We start from the raw sequence: 18,066 nt of genomic DNA, 5'->3' as shown, positions 1-18,066 counted from the left end.
GGGATGGAACAGGCTCTAGCCGCCGCCTAGCGACTTCAGCAGATTGTCTACCGAGAACGGGTTGGCCTTCGGCTTCGGCGGGGCCGGCGGTGGATTGTCGTTGACGCCAGGGAGCGATCGGTCGACCTTTGGCGCCTGCTCCGCAGCCTTGCGCTCGGCTTCGAGCCTGGCCTTTTCCTGCGACGCGATGCGCATCGCGTCTTCCGCCTTCTTGCGCTGCTGCTCCTCAGCCTTCGCTGCTTCCTCAGCAGCCTGCTGCTCGGCCTGCGCCTTCGCATCGGCATCTGCCTTGGCCTTTGCGTCAGCTTCAGCCTGGGCTTCCGCATCCGCTGCAGCTTTTGCCGCGGCGTCGGCCTTGGCTTTTGCGTCCGCCTCGGCCTGAGCCCTGGCGTCGGCTTCCGCTTTCGCCTTGGCGTCCGCTTCAGCCTGCAACCGCGCCGCCTCCTCCTGCTTGCGCAATTCCTCGGCCGCGTTGTCGCGTTCGGTCTGCAGCGCCGCGTAATAGCGGACCTCGCGCCGCAGCCGCTGTTTTTCAAGCAGTGCCGCCTGCATCGCCTCGACCCGTTGCTGTTCCTTCTCCAGCGCGCGCTGGGTCAGGAACTGCGCCAACGGTTCGCTGTCGAACTGCCGCTTCGCCGCACCGAACGGCCCGTCGACGCTGAAATTCATCGTCGGCTCGGAGCCGACCAGCGCCTCGTCGCCTGGTCTGTAGGCGATCGATCCCGCTGCAGCGACAGTGCCGGCATTCAGGTCCGCCGTGATGCCGGCGGACAGTGTCGCCTGCGGATTCTCCAGCTTGACGGGCGGTGCTCTCAGCGTGCCGCCGGCGATGGCGAAGGCAACATCCGTGTCCTGCGCCGGAAAACTGCCATCGGCGGCAATCTGCGGCGCAAAGTCGGCGGTCTTGGCGGCATCGATATCGCGCCCGATCGTGTCGGCCTCGGCAATGAAGGCGCCAAAGGCGTCAGGATTGACGCCAGCAATGGTCAGGCCTTTCAGCGCCGCCGTGCCGGAGCCGGACAACGCCGCCACCATTCCGTCGACCGATTTGCCGCTGGTCGAAAGCGACGTGGAGAAATCACCCTTTCCAGTCATTCCGGCGTCCGGCAGCACGGTGGCCAGATCGGCGCTCGACAGTTTCATCTGACCGGTGAAAAGCCCGGTGCCGTCAGTATTCTTCAATTCGAACAGCCCCGTCAGCGCACCACCCAGGAGCTTGGCCTTGAGGTCCGAAACGCGAATCCCTTCCTGGTCGAGCTTCAGCGTAAAGCCTGCGTCGTAGGCTGTGGCGAACGAGCCGGCGGCAAGGGCCGCCGTGGTCAGGTCGAGGTCGGCGGTAAACGGCAGGCTGGACTTCTGGCTGAAAGGCGCCGTCGGCCAAGCGCCACCTTCACCAAGGAAAGCCTGGTCGCCGAACAGCGTTACCGCCATCGGGTCGAGGTCCAGTTCGTCGAGTGTCAGCGCGCCGGCTAGATGCGGCAGGCCGTCCTTCGCGTCGATGTTGAGGTCGCCGGCAACCGCCGCTTCGTTGATGGCGCCGCTGAGCCCGCTGAGCACCAGCAGGCCGTTGCCGAAATCGGCGTCGGCCGCGAGCGACGTCGACATCCCTGCCCCCATGCCCGGTAGCCCGACCCCAGCCGTCATCAGCCATGGCTCGATGTCGGTGGCCTCGAGGCTGAGCTTGCCCTTGGCGGTCGCCCCTTGCGGCGTGTCGGCGAACGTCCCGTCAAAGCCAGCCTTGAAGTCGTCGGCGGCAAGGCTGACGCTCGTTGCCAAGCCGCCGCCAAGCGTGCCTTTCGCGGAGACGTCAGTGGTTGCCTGGCCGAGCATGCCGAGCGGCAGCGCCGGAAAACCATAGAGCGCCAGCAGCGCCGTGGCGTCAGGATTTCTCGCATTGAAGGTCAGTGTCATCGGCGCATCGAGAAGCCGGTCGGGCGCCCCCTTGCCGGACAGCGACGCCGAAAAGGCCGAGCCGCCGGCCTTGCCTTGCCCGCTGACCGCGAGCCCCGTGGTGCCGTCGCCATTGTCGGCGGCACTTGCCACCAAATCGATGCGCGCGTCCTGGAACAGGTCGGGATAGGCCGCTGCGCGTGCCGAGAGCCCTTTCAGCACCACGTTGTCGGGATAGTGTTGTGCGGCAACATCGATCAACGGCTTGAGGTCGACAGCGACCACCGACGCGTCGAGCTTGCCGGTCGGGCTCTCCGGAAAGTCCTTGATCCGGCCGGTGGCGCTGATCGATGCACCGGCCAGCCCGCCGAGCGACAGCCGGTCGATTTCGAGCAGCCCGTCACGCAGTCGCAACGCCGTATCGACCGTGTCGGCGGTCAGCCCGCCGGCACTGACTGGCCCCGCCTTGATCTGGAAATCGAGGTCGCGGTCGGAAAAACGGTTGGCGCCCTTGTCGCTGACGAAGATCGAGGCAAAGGCCGCGAGACCATCCACGTCGAGTTCGCCGCCTTGCAGCCGCATCAGCACCGACGGCTTGGCATCGTCCGGCTGGCTGGAATCGATGCGGCCGGAAAATTTCGCCTTGCCGAGGATGAGTTCGAGATCGCTGAAGGCCTGGCGCTTCTCCGAGAGATCGACCTTGGCCTTGAAGCCGGCAGCGGGCAGCAGCCGGATTGCCTCGTCGACATCCTTCGACACCCAGGCGGCAAAGCCGGAAGGCTGCGCCACGGCCAGCAGCAGCGAGCCGTTGAAGTTGAACTGATCCCCGACGCTGAGCAGGCCGTTGGCTTCCAGCGTGGCGCGGCCGGGCAGCGTCGCGGCCAGCGACTTCACCGACCAGCCGCCATCGGTCGGTTCGGCGGAGAGATGCACGTCGCGAACCGTCGTGTCGCCGGCCACCACCGCCGGCAGCTTGACCTCGACGGTGCCGGGTATGGTCGGCTTCGGCAAATCGAGCAGCGCCTGCTCCAGTGCTGCGATGCGCTTGGAAAGCGTCAGCCCAGTGCCGGCCGCGGCTCCGACAGCTTCGTCGAACTGCACCTGCGCGCCATTGGCCTCGATCGAAAAGCGCGGCTTCAGTCCAAGATCGACGGTGGCCTTGCCGTCGGCGGTGTAGGGATTGTCGAGCGGCCCGGTTTCGAAGCGGAATTCATCGACGCCGAGCTTCTGGTGGTCGAGCGAAAACTTGCCGTTCAGCCGGAACCCGGGATCCGGCTTGCCGGCGCTGACCTTGACCTTCTCGCCATCGGTGCCGCGCAGCTCGGCCGAGTTCTTGTCGGCACCGGAAATCTTGAACTGGCCCGAATAGACAGCCGCGCCCTTGACGATACCGGCATTGCCGTCGCTCTCGATGACAACAGGATAGGCATTCGGATCGGCCTTGAGCCGGAGCCGCATCTGGCCAGTGCCGTCAGCCTTGCCGGTGGAAGCGGTGATCGCGGTGCGCAACCCGTCGAGCCGCAGCGATCCATCCATCCGCCATGGCCCGGCCAGCGACTTGGCCGAGATCGTCGAATTGATTTCGGAAATGAGATGGCTGCGCCCGCCGGCGGCATGGCTCAACGCGATCTCTCCTTCGGTCACCGTCAGCTTCTCGATCGAGATCTGGTTGAGGTCGAAGGGCGAGGACGGCCGCATCGCCCAGTCGACGGTGCCGTCGGCGGCGATGTCGATGGTCGCCTTCGGCCGCACCAGCCGCATGTCGAAGATCAGCACCTCGCCGCGCAGGAAGGGCGCCAATTCCGCATCCATCGAAAACGTCTCGACGGTCATTGCCGGCTGGCCGCCCGGACCGCCGGCGACGGTGACGTTCGAAAACGTCACCGAGGGGAACGGCAACAGCCTCGCCGTCGCATCGCCCTCGACCGTGACCTTGCGGCCCAGGACCGCGCTCGCCTCGCGTTCGAACTCCGCGCGATAACCTGTCCAGTCGACAAAATACGGCACCACCAGCGCCGCACACAGCACCAGCACGAAAAGGCCACCGAAGATCACGAACAGGCGTGCGAGCATCAGCTCCGATTGGGTTGGTTGAATGCCAGCCGCACTCTACCCGCATCAGCGTGTCGATAAAGAGGCAATTCATCCGCTGTTGCGTGATCTCCAATATCTGGAGGACTGGAGAGTTTCGGATGCCTGCATGCCGATCTATGCGAAGGGCGTAGAGGCTGCCCTCGCGCTCAACGGTCTTACGTTATCGCGCCAAGGCCTCTCGGCGGTAGTCGTTCAGAAGCTCCGCCATCTCCTCGGCCGACAGTGGCCAGCCCTTGGGTAATGCGGCTTCGGCCCCCAACCGTCTAGCGACGCTACGGAGAGCAGAGTCTTTTCTGGCCCCTGGCTCAAAATTGTAACCAATCATCTTGCCGCCTCTCGGCAAGCTGTAGACGTAGAAGCCTTGGACGTCTTGCCATGGAATGTGATGTGGCGATCGAACAAAAGCGCCACCGACGGCGAAGCCATTTCCATCCAGCATCAGCGTCTGTGGACGGACAAGCGCCCAAGCGAATACCAACGCGCAAAGTCCGAAGAAGGCTATGCCCCACCAAAGACCTGTTTCATCAGAAGCTGAGTCACGGATCAGGAAGACGCTAGCAAAGACGAAGACGAGGCTGGCGAACAGGTACAACAGTGTCTTGCCGCGCGATCCCGTTATGATCCTGGGCTCCATCGTCTTGATTAGGTTCCGCGTCACCGCCCCCGCCTGCTCGCCTTTATGCCTACCCCGCGCCCGGTAATATCTTGCCCGGGTTCATAATGTCTTGCGGATCGAGCGCCTTTTTTATCGAACGCATGATATCGACGCCATGGCCGAGCTCGTGGCGCAGGAAGCCGACCTTGCCCTGGCCGATGCCATGCTCGCCGGTGCAGGTGCCATCCATGGCGATCGCCCGCATGTTCAGCCGCGCGACGAATTTTTCGGCCAGCGCGATCTCCTTGGGGTCGTTCACATCCATCAGCACCAGCACGTGGAAATTGCCGTCGCCGGCATGGCCGACGATCGGCGCGATCAGCCCCATCTCGGCTATGTCGGCCTCGGTTTCGCTGACGCATTCGGCGAGCCGCGAGATCGGCACGCAGACATCGGTCGACAGTCCCTTGGCGCCCGGCCGCAGCGTCAGCGACGACCAGTAGGCGTCGTGCCGGGCCTTCCACAGTTTGGTGCGCTCCTCGGCGACGCTGGTCCACAGGAACGGCCCACCGCCATTGTCCTCGGCGATCGCGCCAAAAGTTTCCGCCTGCTCGGCAACGCCGGCATCGCTGCCGTGGAATTCGACGAACAGGCACGGACTCTCGGGATAATCGAGCTTCGAATAATTCTTCATCGCCCGCATCTGCAGCGCATTGACCAGTTCGATGCGCGCCACCGGGATGCCCATCTGAATGGTTGCGATGACCGCGTTGCAGGCCGCCTCGAGGCTCGGAAACGGGCACACACCGCCGGAGATCGCCTGTGGTATGCCTTGCAACTTCAAGGTCAGCGAGGTGATGATGCCGAGCGTGCCTTCCGAGCCGACCAAAAGCCGCGTCAGATCGTAGCCGGCCGAACTCTTTTTCGCCCGCTTGCCGGTGGTCACCGTCTCGCCATCGGCCATGACGGCCGTCAGCGACAAAACGTTCTCGCGCATGGTGCCGTAGCGCACCGCATTGGTGCCCGACGCCCGCGTCGCCGCCATGCCGCCGAGCGAGGCATTGGCGCCCGGGTCGATCGGAAAGAACAAGCCGGTGTCGCGCAGATGCCGGTTCAAATCCTCGCGCGTCACGCCGGGTTCGACGGTGCAATCGAGATCCTGCGGGTTGACCGCAAGGATGCGGTTCATCCGCGACGTATCGAGCGAGATGCCGCCGCCCGGCGCATTGGTGTGCCCCTCCAGTGAGGAGCCGACGCCAAACGCGATCACCGGCACGCGGTGAGCGGCGCAGGCGCGCACGATCTCCTGCACCTCTTCAGTCGTCTCCGGAAAGGCGACGCCATCCGGCGCCTGCGTCGGGATATAGGTGGTGGTGTGGGCGTGCTGCGAGCGCACAGCCTGGCCGGTCTGGAAGCGTTCGCCAAGTTGCTGCTTGAGGATGCCAAGCACCGCGGCGATGCCTTCTTCGTTGCGCTCGACCGGATTGAGGTCGCTCAGAGCCATGAATTCCTCCGCGAATGGACCAGCGTCCACGCTTGTTATGCGATTATGGATGATGCCTAAAGCAATTCCAGGAAAAGTGTGAAGCGGTTTTCCCGGGAAAAGCGAACAGCGCTTTCCCTTGGGGATTGCGTCAGACCAAAAGACTCTCACCAGCCACGCTCTGTCCAGCAAAGACGAAAAGGAAGTCTTCCATGCCCATCCCTGCCCCCTTCGTCTCAAAACCCATGGACATCGAGAAGGACTGGATCGACTACAACGGCCATCTCAACATGGCCTATTACAACGTGCTGTTCGATCGCTGCTCTGACGAAGCCTTCGAAGCCATGGGCATGGGGCTGGATTACGTGAAGCAGCGGCGGCTGACCATCTACACGGCCGAAGTCCATGTCTGCTACGTCCAGGAGCTGCATCTCGACCACAAGGTCGTCGTCTCCTTCCAGCTCATCGACCACGACGAGAAGCGGTTGCGGGCCTATCAGGAAATCCGCCATGTCGACGGCTGGCTCGCCGCCACCTCCGAAACCCTGTCGCTGCATGTCGACATGTCCGGCCCCAGGGTGGCGTCCTTCCCCGCCGATGTGCTGGCCAAGGTCGAAGCCATGCGCGCCGCCCATGCCGTGCTGCCGATGCCGGAGCGTGCCGGCCGCTCGATCGGTATTCGCCGCAAGACATCTTGAACCCGGAGCCGACCGCCGTTAACCTTACCGGGGTTTTAACGTGAACAAGCGAATTGAGGCGTTGAACGACTCAGCACGGCGGTAGAAACCGTTCGTATCGGGTTTGCGATACGGGCGGCGGGGGCGGAAGCCGGTTCGGGGGAAGTGCATGAAAACCGACATCAAGGTCGAGGTCGACAGGTTGGCCGCCGATCCGCGCATTACCGACTATGATTTCTGGCGCTCGTTGAAGAACGTCAACAACGAGATCTTTCACATCGCCAACAGCAACGAGCCGATTCCGTTCGACATGATCCGCTGGCGCGCCATTCTGAAACAGGCGCGCATGAAGCGAGGCCACGCCTGAGAATCACCGCCCTTAGAGTCACTGCCCTCTGACCACGGCTTCCAGCGGCGAGCGTGCCACCACTGGTGACGACTGGATGATCGCCGTATTGGTCATGGCATAGGGGATGATGCGGTCGATCACCCGTTCGAGCTCGCCCACCGAGCCGACATGCGCCAGCGCGATGAAACAATCCTCGCCGGTCACCCGGTCGCATTGCGCGATTTCCGGCAGATCCCGGATGATCTCGGCCACGACCGCCAGTTGCCCCGGCACCGGCCTGATCCGCAGCCATGCCGACAGCTTCATGCCAAGGGCGGCCGGATTGATCCTGACCGTATAGGCCTCGATGACGCCGCTCTCCTGCAGCCGCTTGATGCGCTCGGCCACACTTGGCGCCGAAAGGCCGACCGCCCGCGCCAGTTCCGCCGTGCTGGTTCGCGCATCCTTTTCCAGCAGGCGCAGGATTTTCAGATCCGCCGCATCCAGATCGGCTGTTTCGTTTCGAAGGCGTTTCATGGAAAAATCCTTGCATCCAAATAGTAGGGAGCGATCTATGCTATCCCTCACCCATATAAATCGTGTAAATCGCCTGCGATACTGATCGCATGGATGATCGAACGCAAGCACCCGTCGCCAGCCCCGCCCGCGCTGTCCATGCAAACCTGGCAAGCTCGCTGCCGCCGCATGTCTGGTTCGGCGTCAGCGCCGTGTTTCACTACCTCGGGCCGGCTTTCGCCGTGCTGCTCTTCCCGCATGTCGGCGTGCTTGGCATGGCATGGCTGCGCATCGCCACCGCCGCCCTCGTCTTTGCGCCGCTGACCAAGCCTTGGACGGTCTTTGCCCGCGCCGACCGTTCGACGCGGTTGCTGCTCCTGGCCTTCGGCGCTTGCCTGGCGGTGATGAATTGCTCGTTCTACCTCGCGCTCGACCGCTTGCCGATCTCGCTGGTGGCGGCGATCGAATTCGTCGGCACCATCGGCGTCGCGCTGCTCGGCCTCAGAAGCCCGCGGAATCTCGCCGCCCTTGCCGTCGCCGTTACAGGCACCTTGCTGCTCATCGACGTCAAATGGGCAAGCGATCCGGTCGGCCTGTCCTGGGCCTTTCTCAACGGCGCGCTGTTCGTTGGCTACATCGTGCTCGGCCACCGCGTTGCCGGTGCCGGTGCCGGCGACGGCATAGCCGGCCTGGGTGCGGCGATGGCGGTCGCCTTCCTCATCGTGCTGCCGGTCGGCTTCACCGACGCGCTGCCGGCCTTCTTCTCACCGCCGCTGCTGCTTGCCGCCATCGGCGTCGGCATCTGCTCGTCCGTCATTCCCTATATCTGCGACCAGCTCGCCATGTCGCGCCTGCCGCGCTCGAGCTTCGCCCTGATGCTGTCGCTGCTGCCGGTCACCGCAACGCTGATCGGCATCGTCGTGCTCGGCCAGATTCCGAGCATCCGCGATTGTCTGGGCATCGCGCTGGTCGTCGCCGGCGTCGCCTTCCACAAGCCGGCCCCGGACTGATCCGGATCGGCTATGCGAGCTTCTCCTTCAGGAAAGCGATCGTCCGCCCCCAGGCGAGATCCGCTGCCTTCTTGTCATAGCGCGCGGTCGATGTGTCGTTGTTGAAGGCGTGGTTGACGCCGTCATAGACATAGACGGTGTATTCAACATGGGCGGCGTCGAGCGCCTTCTTGTAGGCATCGATGCCGGCGTCGATGCGCTCGTCCAGGCCGGCATAGTGCAACAAAAGCGCTGCCTTGATCTTCGCTACATCCTCGGCCTTGGGCTGCATTCCGTAATAGGCGACGCCGGCCGCGAGATCGGGCGCGTTGACGGCCAGCGTATTGACCGTGCCGCCGCCCCAGCAGAAGCCGACCGCGCCGACCTTGCCGTTGCCATCCTTCTCGCCCCTGAGGTAGGCGATAGTCGCCACGCCATCGGCCGTGACCTGGCTGGCGTCGAGCTTGGTGAACATGTCGCGCGCCTTGTCCTCATCTCCTGGCGTGCCGCCGAGCGGCGACAGAAAATCCGGCGCCAGCGCCACGAACCCTTCCAGCGCCACGCGCCGCGCCACGTCGCGAATATGCGGATTGAGCCCCCTGTTTTCATGCACGACGATGACCGTGCCGAGCTTGCCGGTCTGCGCCGCCGGTTTGACCAGATAGCCCTTCATCTCACCGCTGCTGCCGGGATAGGTGATGTCCTCGCCGTTCACGCGCGGGTCGCCGTCGGCGACGATCGCCGCCTGCGCCGAATTGGCGGCAAGCAGCGGCGCGATCGCGGCGGCCGCGGCACCCGATCCGGCCAGCCTGGTCAACTGCTCCATGAAGCGGCGGCGGTCGAGCGTCAGATGCGTGTATTCGTCATAGGCATCGATCATCGCCTGGGTAATGGCGGGCTTGGTGCTGGCGGTTTTGGTCATCATACGCTCCTCGACTTCGGAAATGTCTGCTGCGCAAGATAGGGGCGAGGTCCGCATGGTCCAGTCACGGGTGAGTGAGACGCCGCGTGAAGAAATCGGCGCGTTGCCCTTTTTGCCGATCTTGCACAAGCCTATGGACCGATGAAGGGATATCCGTAAGGTGACGCTTCGAGGAACAGGCGAATTTGCGCTGAGATGGGCGTCGGGGTGGTATGCTTGCACGCAAGGTGGGTAAATGGCGCACACTCGGGCTGATGGCCCGTTTCGCGGCTGAACCGCTGACCGCAGCGCGCGACGCACACCGTGTTTTCGGCCCTTTTATTCGCGCCGAATACCCCCATTCGACGACGGCAAAGCCCAGGCGTGTCTTCATGATCGCCGATGCCGGGCTGTATCGGACCATGCTGTCCGACACAGACACCTGGCGCAACGTCCAGATCAGTGCGACCAGCAAGCGATCCGGCGCCTCGAACCGGCTTTCCTACGGCATGACGCGGCTGCGCGGCGAGCGCCATGAGCACTACCGCAAACTGTTCGCACCGCCGTTGAAACGCCCCGCCGTCATGGCGATGAGCCCCGAAATGGCGAGGATCGCCGCCGAGCAGGTTTCAACCTGGCCCATCGGTACGCCCTTCGCGTTGACCGAAGCCGCCAAGACGATGGCCAAGCACCTGGCAATCGGCCTTCTCTTTGGCGACGATCATGCGCGCGCCATGCCGATCGCCGAGATGATCGCGCGCGCCATGCAGGCAAGCTGGATCCTTCCCACCCCGGCCTACTTCCGCTGGTTGCGGGAGGCCGAAGGCCAGGAACGCGCCATCCTGTCATGGGCCGAAGAGAAACGCGGCAACAAGGACGCACAGGACATCCTCTCGATCCTGGTCAACAACACCGATGAAAAGGGCAATCCGCCCGCTGTCGAATTGATCGGCGGCATCGTCAGCTTCGTCTTCGGAGCCGCCTACGACACCTGTCAGAACGCGCTGGCCTGGACGTTGATCCTGCTGACCCAGCATCCTGACGCGATGGCGGAGCTTGTCGCCGAAATCGACGCCGCCACCGGCGGCCATCCCGCGACCATGGACCGGATCGGCATGCTGCCTGTGCTCGATGCCACGATCCGCGAGGCCATGCGGCTGTTTCCGCCGGTGCCGCTGCAAATGCGAAAGGCGACACGCCCGACGAATTTGGGCAATGAGCGCGTCGCCAAGGGCGAACTTGTGCTGATCAGCGCCATGACGATCAATCGCGATCCCGAACTCTACCCCAACCCGGACAGTTTTCAGCCCGGACGCTGGGCGACGATCAAGCCATCGCCGTTTCAATATACGGTGTTCGGCGCCGGCGGCCACATGTGCCCGGGCGTCACCTTTGGCATGCAGATGATGAAGATCGCGCTCGCGACCATCCTGTCGACACGTACCGTGGAACTGGCGCCAAAGGCGCGGATCGCCTATCGAACCCGTGTGACGCTGGCGCCGATCGGCAACGTCGAGGTGATCATGCGCCAGCGCGGCCAATCCGTTCGCCCGGGACGGGCTGTCGGCCGCTTTCTCGAACTGGTCGACCTCCCCGCATTGACATAAGGACTGCCGATGACCGCGCAGCAGAAAATGGTCCGCATCTACGATCGGGTCATGAAAAGCAGCAAGCAGCGCCGCTACTATGGCGGCAGCGGCTTCTATAATTTCGGCTATTGGGCGACGGGCGCCACATCGCAGCGCGAAGCCAGCGAAGCCCTTGTCGACACATTGCTGGCGCGGCTGCCAAAGAAGACGGGCAGCATTCTCGATGTCGCCTGCGGGCTCGGCGCGTCGACGAAGCGCTTGCTGCTCAGCTATCCGCCGGAGGCGGTCACCGCCATCAACATCTCCGACGCCCAGGTCGCTATAGCGCGCCAGAACGCGCCGGGCGCAACGGTGCTTCAGATGGATGCGGTCAAGCTCGCCTTTGCCGATGCAAGTTTTGACGCGGTGATTTGCGTGGAAGCAGCTTTCCATTTCGACACACGCGCGGCATTCCTCGCGGAAGCGTTTCGCGTTCTCAAGCCGGGCGGCGCGCTGGTTCTCTCCGATATTCTGTTTCGCGGCTTCACATCGTCGATCTCGGATCGGCTGGGCGTTCCGAAAGCCAATCTCGTGCCCGATACCGCGGCCTATCGGGCGCTCTTCGCCGATGTCGGCTTTCAGGACGTCAAGGTGGAAGACGCAACCGACGATTGCCTCGGCGGCTTCCGCCGCAGCCTCCTCGCTTGGCCGATGTCGGAACGAAGAAAAGGTGCCATGAGCCTGAAGTCCGCCCTCGGCACGGCCGCCGTCTGCCGGCTGATCGCGGGTTATTTTGGCGCGGTCAGCAAGTGCTACTTGCTGGTGTCGGCAAAAAAGCCCTGACGCGAAGGCCTTAATCACATTTTGGTCATTTCCGACAATCTTGATGCTGCCGCCACAATATAAAGGGAAGCTGCCGGTGGCGGTCTCGTCCCTACACTGCAGTTGCGCCCATTCTGACCAAGAAGGAACAACGCCCATGACCTTCCCCACTCCGATCCTCGCCGGCGCGTTCATGCTTGCCGGCGCCGCCTTGCTGGCGCTGCGGTCCGCTGCCTTGGCTGCGACGAAGCGATCGATGGTCAAGGTCCGCAGCAACCGGCCCCGGCCCGCTGGCCGCTCGAAAACCAACGACTGAAACCCAAGCCTGAGGGAAGACCATGGACGCCCAGGACATCGTGAACACCGTCTCCCAGAAGGCCGGTCTCAATCAGGCAACGACGGAGAAGGTCGTCGGCACCATTTTTTCGGTGCTCGAGCATGAGGCGGAAGGCACCAGCGTCTCCTCGTTCTTCGCCAAGATTCCCGGGGCCGACGCCCTCGCCCAGAAATACGACGTCATGGCTGCCGGCGCGGCCGGCGGCACCAGCGGCGGCGGCTTGCTGTCGTCGCTGCAAGGTGCGCTCGGCGGTGTGCTTGGCGAAAAGGCCGGCGCGCTGATCAACGGCGTTGCCGCGCTCAAGGCATCCGGCCTCGACATGGCACAGATCCAGAAGGCCGGCACGACCCTGATCCAGCAGGCGGAAGCCGCTGCCGGCCCCGACCTGACCGGCCAGGTGCTTAGCTCGGTGCCCAGCCTGAAGAGCCATCTCGGGCTCTGATCTTTTCAACTCCGGGTAGGAAGGTCTCCGCGTCTGCCGTCCTCTACGGCAGCAGCCGCATCAGTTCCTCGGCGACGGTATCCAGCGGGGCGCTGCTTCCTTCCGCGCGACACAGGATAAGCGCGCCTTCCATGCCGGCTACCGTGGCAAGCGCGATCGGCGCCGCGCGGGCGGGCGGAACACCGGCGGCTTCGAATTGCTCCGTGAGCAGGGCAACCCAGGATCGGAACGTCGCCCGCACCACCTCGATGAGCCCACCCTCGCCCGGACCGCTGTCGATGGCTACGCCCGCCACGGCGCAACCCGACGCGCCGGCTGAGGCCAGCACCACCTGACGCCAGAGATCGACGAAGCACGAAAGCACGTCCGCCGCCGTGGTGCCGGCGCAGGCGCCCTGGCGCGCCAGCACCCACGCGCCGGTCAAGCGCACGGCATCTTGCGCGAGCTGGTGTTTCCCCTCTGGAAAATGGTGGTAGATCGAACCGCGCGGCGCCCCGCTGTCGGCAAGCACATCCGAAAATGACGTCGCGTTCACCCCGCGCGAAGCGATCAGCAACGCCGCGCTGCGCACCATCTTCGCCCGGCTATCCAATTCCATCACCGCTCCCCCAATTCATCGCCATGCCATTGACTATGACGGTCGTCATATGGCATTGCTGAACCTCCTATGATGCCCGTCATAGTTTTCCGAGAGGACCACTTCATGCCCATGATCGACGTGTACGCTGCCAAAGGAACATTCCGCAACAAACGTGAGCTGACCAAGGCGCTCAACGAGGCGCTGACGCGGTGGGAAAAGGTGCCGCTCATTCCATGGTTCACCGACAACACTGCCACCTTTATCCACGAGCTGGAGCCGGATACGCTGGCAAACGCCAATGGCGACAGCAACTATGTCCGCATCCAGGTGCTGACGCCGGTTGGCGTTCTCGATCGCGACAAGAAAATCGGTATCACCAAGGATATGACCGATATCGTCGTCGCCGCGGCCGGCGACCCGACGCTCAGGGAACGCACCTGGGTACAGATCGTCGAAGCGCCGGACGGTGGTTGGGGCATCGACGGACACGCCTATACGAATGAGGAAATCGCCACTGAAGCCCGGCGCCAGCTTGCGGCACGCTAATATCCCTCCAGCCTCCTCCTACTTCGGCAGCGTATAGGCCATCACATAGTCGCCCGGCTTGGTGCCGACCGAACCGTGGCCGCCGGCAACAATGACGACGAACTGGCGTCCATCGACGACCGTGTAGGTCATCGGCGTCGACTGGCCGCCGGCCGGCAGCCGCGCCTGCCAGAGTTGCTTGCCCGATGTCAGGTCATAGGCACGCACATAGTCGTCAACCGCGGCACCCAGGAAAGCAACGCCGCCGGCGGTGATCATCGGCCCGCCAATGCCCGGCACGCCGACCTTGAGCGGCAGCGGCAACGGCGTCATGTCGTAGACGGTGCCGTTGCGATGCTTGTAGATGATCTTGCCGGTCCTCAGATCGGCGCCCGCCACATAGCCCCAGGGCGGCGCCTGGCAGGGAATGCCGAGCGGCGACAGGAATGGTCCCATCACCACCGCATAGGGCGCGCCCTCGTTGCGGTTGAGCCCCTGCTCGCTACCCTTGGTGTTGTCGCCCGGCGGCGGCACATCCGCGCGCGGCACAAGCCTCGACGTGAACGCCAGATAGGTCGGCATGCCGAACATCACCTGCCGCACCGGATCGACCGCGACGCCACCCCAGTTGAAGGTGCCGAAATTGCCGGGATAGATCAGCGAGCCCTGCACGGAAGGCGGCGTATAGCGCCCCTCATAGCGCAGTTTCTTGAGTTCGATCCGGCAGGCCAGCTGGTCGAACATGGTGATGCCCCACATGTCGGCGCCGGTCAGCGGCTTCGGATTGAGGCTCAGGTCCGAAGCCGGCTGTGTCGGCGAGGCCTGGTCACCTTCGACCGCGCCACCAGGCGCCGGCACTTCCTTGATCGGAACGATCGGCTCGCCCGTGCGCCGGTCGAGCACATAGAGGTCGCCCTGCTTGGTCGGCCCGACCAGCGCCGGCACCACGCCGGCGGCGGTGGTGATGTCGACCAGTGTCGGCTGCGCCGGCACGTCCATGTCCCAGAGGTCGTGGTGTACGGTCTGCCGCACCCAGCGCAACTGCCCGGTGGCGAGATCGAGCGCCGTGATCGAGGAGGAAAACTTCTCGACATCGGCGCTGCGCCCGGCGCCGAGCTGGTCAGGGGTCTGGTTGCCGAGCGGCACATAGAGCAGGCCGAGCTTCTCGTCGGCGCTCGCCGTCGACCACATATTGGGTGAGTTGTTGGTGTAGGTCTGGCCCGCCGCCAGCGGCGTCGTCTCACCCGGATTGCCGGAATCCCAGTTCCACACCAGGGCGCCGGTGTCGACGTCGAAGGCGCGGATGACGCCGGACGGTTCCTGCGTCGAATAATTGTCGTTGACCGCACCGCCGACGATGATCTTGCCGCCCGATATCAGAGGCGCAGAGGTCGAATAATAATAGCCCGACTTCGGGTATGGCATGTTGGCGAGCAGGTTCAGCGTCCCGGCTTCGGCAAAGGACGGGCACACCTGACCGTTCGCGGCGTCGAGCGCGATCAGCCGCGCGTCGGACGTCGGTAGATAGACGCGCGTCGCACAGGGCTGGCCGGAGGCGATCTTGGCGTCGGCATAATAGGACACGCCGCGGCAGGTCTGGTGCTGGCGATCCTTGTCCAGCTTGATCTTGGGATCGAAGCGCCATTTCTCCTTGCCGGTTGCGGCATCGATGGCGATGGCGAAATTGTGCGGCGTGCAGATGTAGAGCGCGTCGCCGATCTTCAGCGGCGTCACCTGGTAGGTCGTCTCGCCAATGTCGTCGGGACCCTTCACGTCGCCGGTACGATAGGTCCAGGCCGGCTGCAGCGTGGCGACATTGTCCGATGTGATCTGGTCGAGCGGCGAATAGCGCTGGCCATACTGCGTGCGGCCATAGAAGTGCCATTCGCCTGCAGGCACATTGCCGCCGAGATCGGCGGTCGGCGTCACCTTGTCGCTGTTGAGTTCGCCGGCAATGTCCTTTGGATCGGCGGTCATCGAATAGCCGGCGACGGCGAGCGAGGCCAGCACCGCCAGGATCAGCGGGGCCCGCGCGTCGGGGCCGGTCAGGCCGCGCCGCGCCCACGGTGTCAACAGCCACAGCGCCAGAAGCACGATGACGCCGCCGCGCGGGCCGAGTTCCCACCAGTCGAAGCCGATTTCCCAGACCGCCCAGCACAGCGTCCCGATGACGATCGCCGCATAGAGCCACAATGCCGTGGACCGGCGCCTGTAGAGCAGCCAAGCTGCGATCAGGAAGGCGATGCCTGTGATGACGTAATACCAGCTGCCGCCCAGCATCGCCAACCGGATGCCGCCGCCGCCAATCACCAGTCCGATAACAGCCAAAATCAGGGCGGTGAGGACGGTTGCCATGACGACACTCCTTCAGGCCAACAGGCGAGCGGCCCAAACCGCCACCATGAAATCGAAACGTAGCTTTCTTCCGATTCTATTTCACCCGCTGCCGCAGTTTTCCGCCCGCCTGCGCCCGGTGTCAAATTAGCAGAACAACATCCTTTGATGCCCCCGACTTTGCTTTGCCATCCTCTGGTCGTGCCCCCACTCACGTCGAAATGACAGGGCGCGGCATTCGCCATTCTTCTGCCGCTCGTCGGGCAATGCTATGCTTTGCCGATGAAAGCCGATGCCGCCTCACTGCTCGAACAGGCCCGCAATGCCTATGGGCAGCGCGCATGGGCGGATGCATTCGAGCTTTTGCGGGCGACGGATGAGATCGCGCCGCTAGGCCCGGAAGACCTGGAAAGGCTGCTCTGGACGGCCGGCATGCTGGACCGCGATGAGGACAGCTTCGCCACCGGCGAGCGCCTCTTCAACATGCTTATCGAAGCCGGTCGCGACGACCGGGCGGCGTATTGGGCATTCTTCCGTGGCTTCCGGCTTTTCGCATTGGGCGAAGAAGGCCACGCAACCGCTTGTATCCAGCAGGCGCAGCGCCTCGCGGATGGCTTCGGCCGCGAGTGCGCGGCGCATGGTTACCTGGTGTTGTTGGCCGCCCAAAAGGAAAGCATGACCGGCAACGATCCGGCATCGGAGGTGCTGGCAAGGCAGGCGCTGGCGATCGGTGAACGCTGTTGCGACATCGACCTGATCGCCTTCGCCAGATGCTATCTCGGCCGTGCCCTGACGCGGCAGGGCCGGATCGAGGAAGGCATCGCCTTGCTCGACGAGGCCATGCTGCCGGCTGCGGAAGGCAAGCTCTCGCCCATCGTCACCGGCCTCATCTACTGCAACCTCATCGCTGCGTGTCGGCAGGTCTACGCGCTCGATCGCTCGCGCGAATGGACCGACGCGCTGTCGAACTGGTGCGGAGCACAGCCGCAGCTGGTTCAGTTCCACGGCATCTGCATGCTTCACCGCGCCGAGATCCTGGAGTTGAACGGCGCCTGGCAGGAATCCATTACCGAGGCACGGCGCGCGACGCTGTCGCTGGCCCATGCGATCGGCAACGAGATGGAGGCTGGAGCCGCCTACCAGGAGGCCGAAATTCACCGGCTGCGCGGCGAAGTCTCCGCCGCCGAGAAGCTCTACCGTTCCGCCAGCCGGCTCGGCCTCGAACCACAGCCCGGCATGGCCCTGCTGCGTCTCATGCAGGGCCGGGCTGAACAGGCAGCGGCAACCATTCGCCGCGTGCTGGCCACGACCAAGGCCCCGCTGAGCCGGGCCCGCCTGCTGCCGGCGCTGGTCGAGATCATGATCGCCGTTGGCGCCAAAGAGGAGGCGCGCGACGCCTGCCAGGAATTGCAGGCGATCTCCAACCGCTTCGCCACCGACATTCTGGCCGCGATGGCCGCGCAGGCGAAAGGCGAAATCGAACTGGTCGAAGACAACCCGGCAGCAGCGCTCGGCCATTTCCGTGCCGCACTGACGACCTGGCAGCGCGCCGGCGCGCCCTATCTGGAGGCACGTTTGCGGGTCCTCGCCGGGCAGGCTTGCCGCAAGCTCGGCGACGAGGACAGCGCCGGGCTTGAATTCGATGCCGCCCGGGAGATCTTCGCCGAACTTGGCGCTGCGCCCGACCTCGCCCGCATCACTGCTCTGACTGGACCAACCAATTCGCGTCCGCACGGCCTGACCCGGCGCGAGATCGAAGTGCTCGGCCTTGTCGCCACCGGCAAGACCAACAGGCTGATAGCGACCGAATTGGGCCTCAGCGAAAAGACCGTCGACCGGCATCTGAGCAACATATTCGACAAGCTCGCGGTCAACTCGCGCGCCGGAGCGACCGCTTACGCCTTCCAGAACGGCCTGCTCTGACGCTACGGCATGGGGGGAAATCCCCATGCCGTTTCTTTTGTCGTCTGGGGTATCTCCCCGAA

At 64.2% G+C, this 18,066-nt stretch carries 16 protein-coding genes; 9 read left to right on the top strand and 7 right to left on the bottom strand.

What is annotated here, in order from left to right:
• Window positions 1–15 precede the first annotated feature (15 nt).
• The 3 genes from AC1D0N_RS13890 to AC1D0N_RS13880 form a co-directional block, all read right to left on the bottom strand.
• Complete coding sequence (locus AC1D0N_RS13890; protein WP_477244716.1) at window positions 16–3,963, bottom strand: AsmA family protein; 3,948 nt, start codon at window positions 3,961–3,963, stop codon at window positions 16–18.
• Window positions 3,964–4,144: 181 nt separating this feature from the next.
• Window positions 4,145–4,618, bottom strand: a complete 474-nt coding sequence (locus AC1D0N_RS13885; RefSeq protein ID WP_477245023.1) for an STM3941 family protein — start codon at window positions 4,616–4,618, stop codon at window positions 4,145–4,147.
• A gap of 49 nt (window positions 4,619–4,667) precedes the next feature.
• Entirely contained in the window at window positions 4,668–6,083 is a 1,416-nt protein-coding gene (locus AC1D0N_RS13880; RefSeq protein WP_477244714.1) for an FAD-binding oxidoreductase, read from the bottom strand.
• Between the two features lie 191 nt (window positions 6,084–6,274).
• Between AC1D0N_RS13880 and AC1D0N_RS13875 the strand changes: the two genes are divergently transcribed.
• Window positions 6,275–6,760 carry a thioesterase family protein gene (locus AC1D0N_RS13875; protein ID WP_477244713.1) on the top strand — a complete coding sequence of 162 codons (486 nt, stop codon included), beginning with the start codon at window positions 6,275–6,277 and terminating at the stop codon, window positions 6,758–6,760.
• Window positions 6,761–6,908: 148 nt separating this feature from the next.
• Window positions 6,909–7,106, top strand: a complete 198-nt coding sequence (locus AC1D0N_RS13870) for a hypothetical protein (RefSeq protein WP_056582983.1) — start codon at window positions 6,909–6,911, stop codon at window positions 7,104–7,106.
• 18 nt (window positions 7,107–7,124) lie between these two features.
• On the opposite strand, the gene AC1D0N_RS13865 is transcribed toward AC1D0N_RS13870, so the two are convergent.
• On the bottom strand, window positions 7,125–7,604 hold the full coding sequence (locus AC1D0N_RS13865) for an Lrp/AsnC family transcriptional regulator (RefSeq protein ID WP_477244710.1): 480 nt from the start codon (window positions 7,602–7,604) through the stop codon (window positions 7,125–7,127).
• Window positions 7,605–7,693: 89 nt separating this feature from the next.
• Here AC1D0N_RS13865 and AC1D0N_RS13860 point away from each other — a divergent pair, with 89 nt between their 5' ends.
• Entirely contained in the window at window positions 7,694–8,593 is a 900-nt protein-coding gene (locus tag AC1D0N_RS13860) for an EamA family transporter (RefSeq protein ID WP_477244708.1), read from the top strand.
• A 10-nt stretch (window positions 8,594–8,603) separates the two neighbouring features.
• Here the strand turns inward: AC1D0N_RS13860 and AC1D0N_RS13855 are convergent, their stop codons facing one another.
• Window positions 8,604–9,494, bottom strand: a complete 891-nt coding sequence (locus AC1D0N_RS13855; protein ID WP_477244707.1) for a dienelactone hydrolase family protein — start codon at window positions 9,492–9,494, stop codon at window positions 8,604–8,606.
• 212 nt (window positions 9,495–9,706) lie between these two features.
• On the opposite strand from AC1D0N_RS13855, the gene AC1D0N_RS13850 reads away from it, so the two are divergent.
• The 4 genes from AC1D0N_RS13850 to AC1D0N_RS13835 all read left to right on the top strand — a co-directional run bounded on the left by AC1D0N_RS13850 (window position 9,707) and on the right by AC1D0N_RS13835 (window position 12,642).
• Window positions 9,707–11,080 carry a cytochrome P450 gene (locus tag AC1D0N_RS13850; RefSeq protein WP_477244705.1) on the top strand — a complete coding sequence of 458 codons (1,374 nt, stop codon included), beginning with the start codon at window positions 9,707–9,709 and terminating at the stop codon, window positions 11,078–11,080.
• Window positions 11,081–11,089: 9 nt separating this feature from the next.
• The gene (locus tag AC1D0N_RS13845; RefSeq protein WP_477244703.1) at window positions 11,090–11,884 is read left to right on the top strand and encodes a class I SAM-dependent methyltransferase; all 795 of its coding nucleotides are present in this window, start codon (window positions 11,090–11,092) and stop codon (window positions 11,882–11,884) included.
• Window positions 11,885–12,020: 136 nt separating this feature from the next.
• Window positions 12,021–12,179, top strand: a complete 159-nt coding sequence (locus AC1D0N_RS13840; RefSeq protein WP_477244701.1) for a hypothetical protein — start codon at window positions 12,021–12,023, stop codon at window positions 12,177–12,179.
• A 22-nt stretch (window positions 12,180–12,201) separates the two neighbouring features.
• Window positions 12,202–12,642, top strand: coding sequence for a hypothetical protein (locus tag AC1D0N_RS13835; protein ID WP_477244699.1), 441 nt, complete (start codon window positions 12,202–12,204; stop codon window positions 12,640–12,642).
• A 43-nt stretch (window positions 12,643–12,685) separates the two neighbouring features.
• On the opposite strand, the gene AC1D0N_RS13830 is transcribed toward AC1D0N_RS13835, so the two are convergent.
• Entirely contained in the window at window positions 12,686–13,240 is a 555-nt protein-coding gene (locus tag AC1D0N_RS13830; RefSeq protein WP_477244697.1) for a TetR/AcrR family transcriptional regulator, read from the bottom strand.
• 105 nt (window positions 13,241–13,345) lie between these two features.
• Between AC1D0N_RS13830 and AC1D0N_RS13825 the strand changes: the two genes are divergently transcribed.
• The gene (locus AC1D0N_RS13825) at window positions 13,346–13,768 is read left to right on the top strand and encodes a tautomerase family protein (RefSeq protein WP_477244695.1); all 423 of its coding nucleotides are present in this window, start codon (window positions 13,346–13,348) and stop codon (window positions 13,766–13,768) included.
• 18 nt (window positions 13,769–13,786) lie between these two features.
• Here the strand turns inward: AC1D0N_RS13825 and AC1D0N_RS13820 are convergent, their stop codons facing one another.
• A complete protein-coding gene (locus tag AC1D0N_RS13820; protein ID WP_477244693.1) occupies window positions 13,787–16,102 on the bottom strand; it encodes a glucose/quinate/shikimate family membrane-bound PQQ-dependent dehydrogenase in 2,316 nt (771 codons plus the stop codon).
• 261 nt (window positions 16,103–16,363) lie between these two features.
• On the opposite strand from AC1D0N_RS13820, the gene AC1D0N_RS13815 reads away from it, so the two are divergent.
• A complete protein-coding gene (locus tag AC1D0N_RS13815; RefSeq protein WP_477244692.1) occupies window positions 16,364–18,004 on the top strand; it encodes a LuxR C-terminal-related transcriptional regulator in 1,641 nt (546 codons plus the stop codon).
• Window positions 18,005–18,066: the final 62 nt, after the last annotated feature.

Source organism: Mesorhizobium sp. P2_E10, from assembly GCF_056404235.1.
This window is presented reverse-complemented; position numbering and strand designations above follow the sequence as displayed.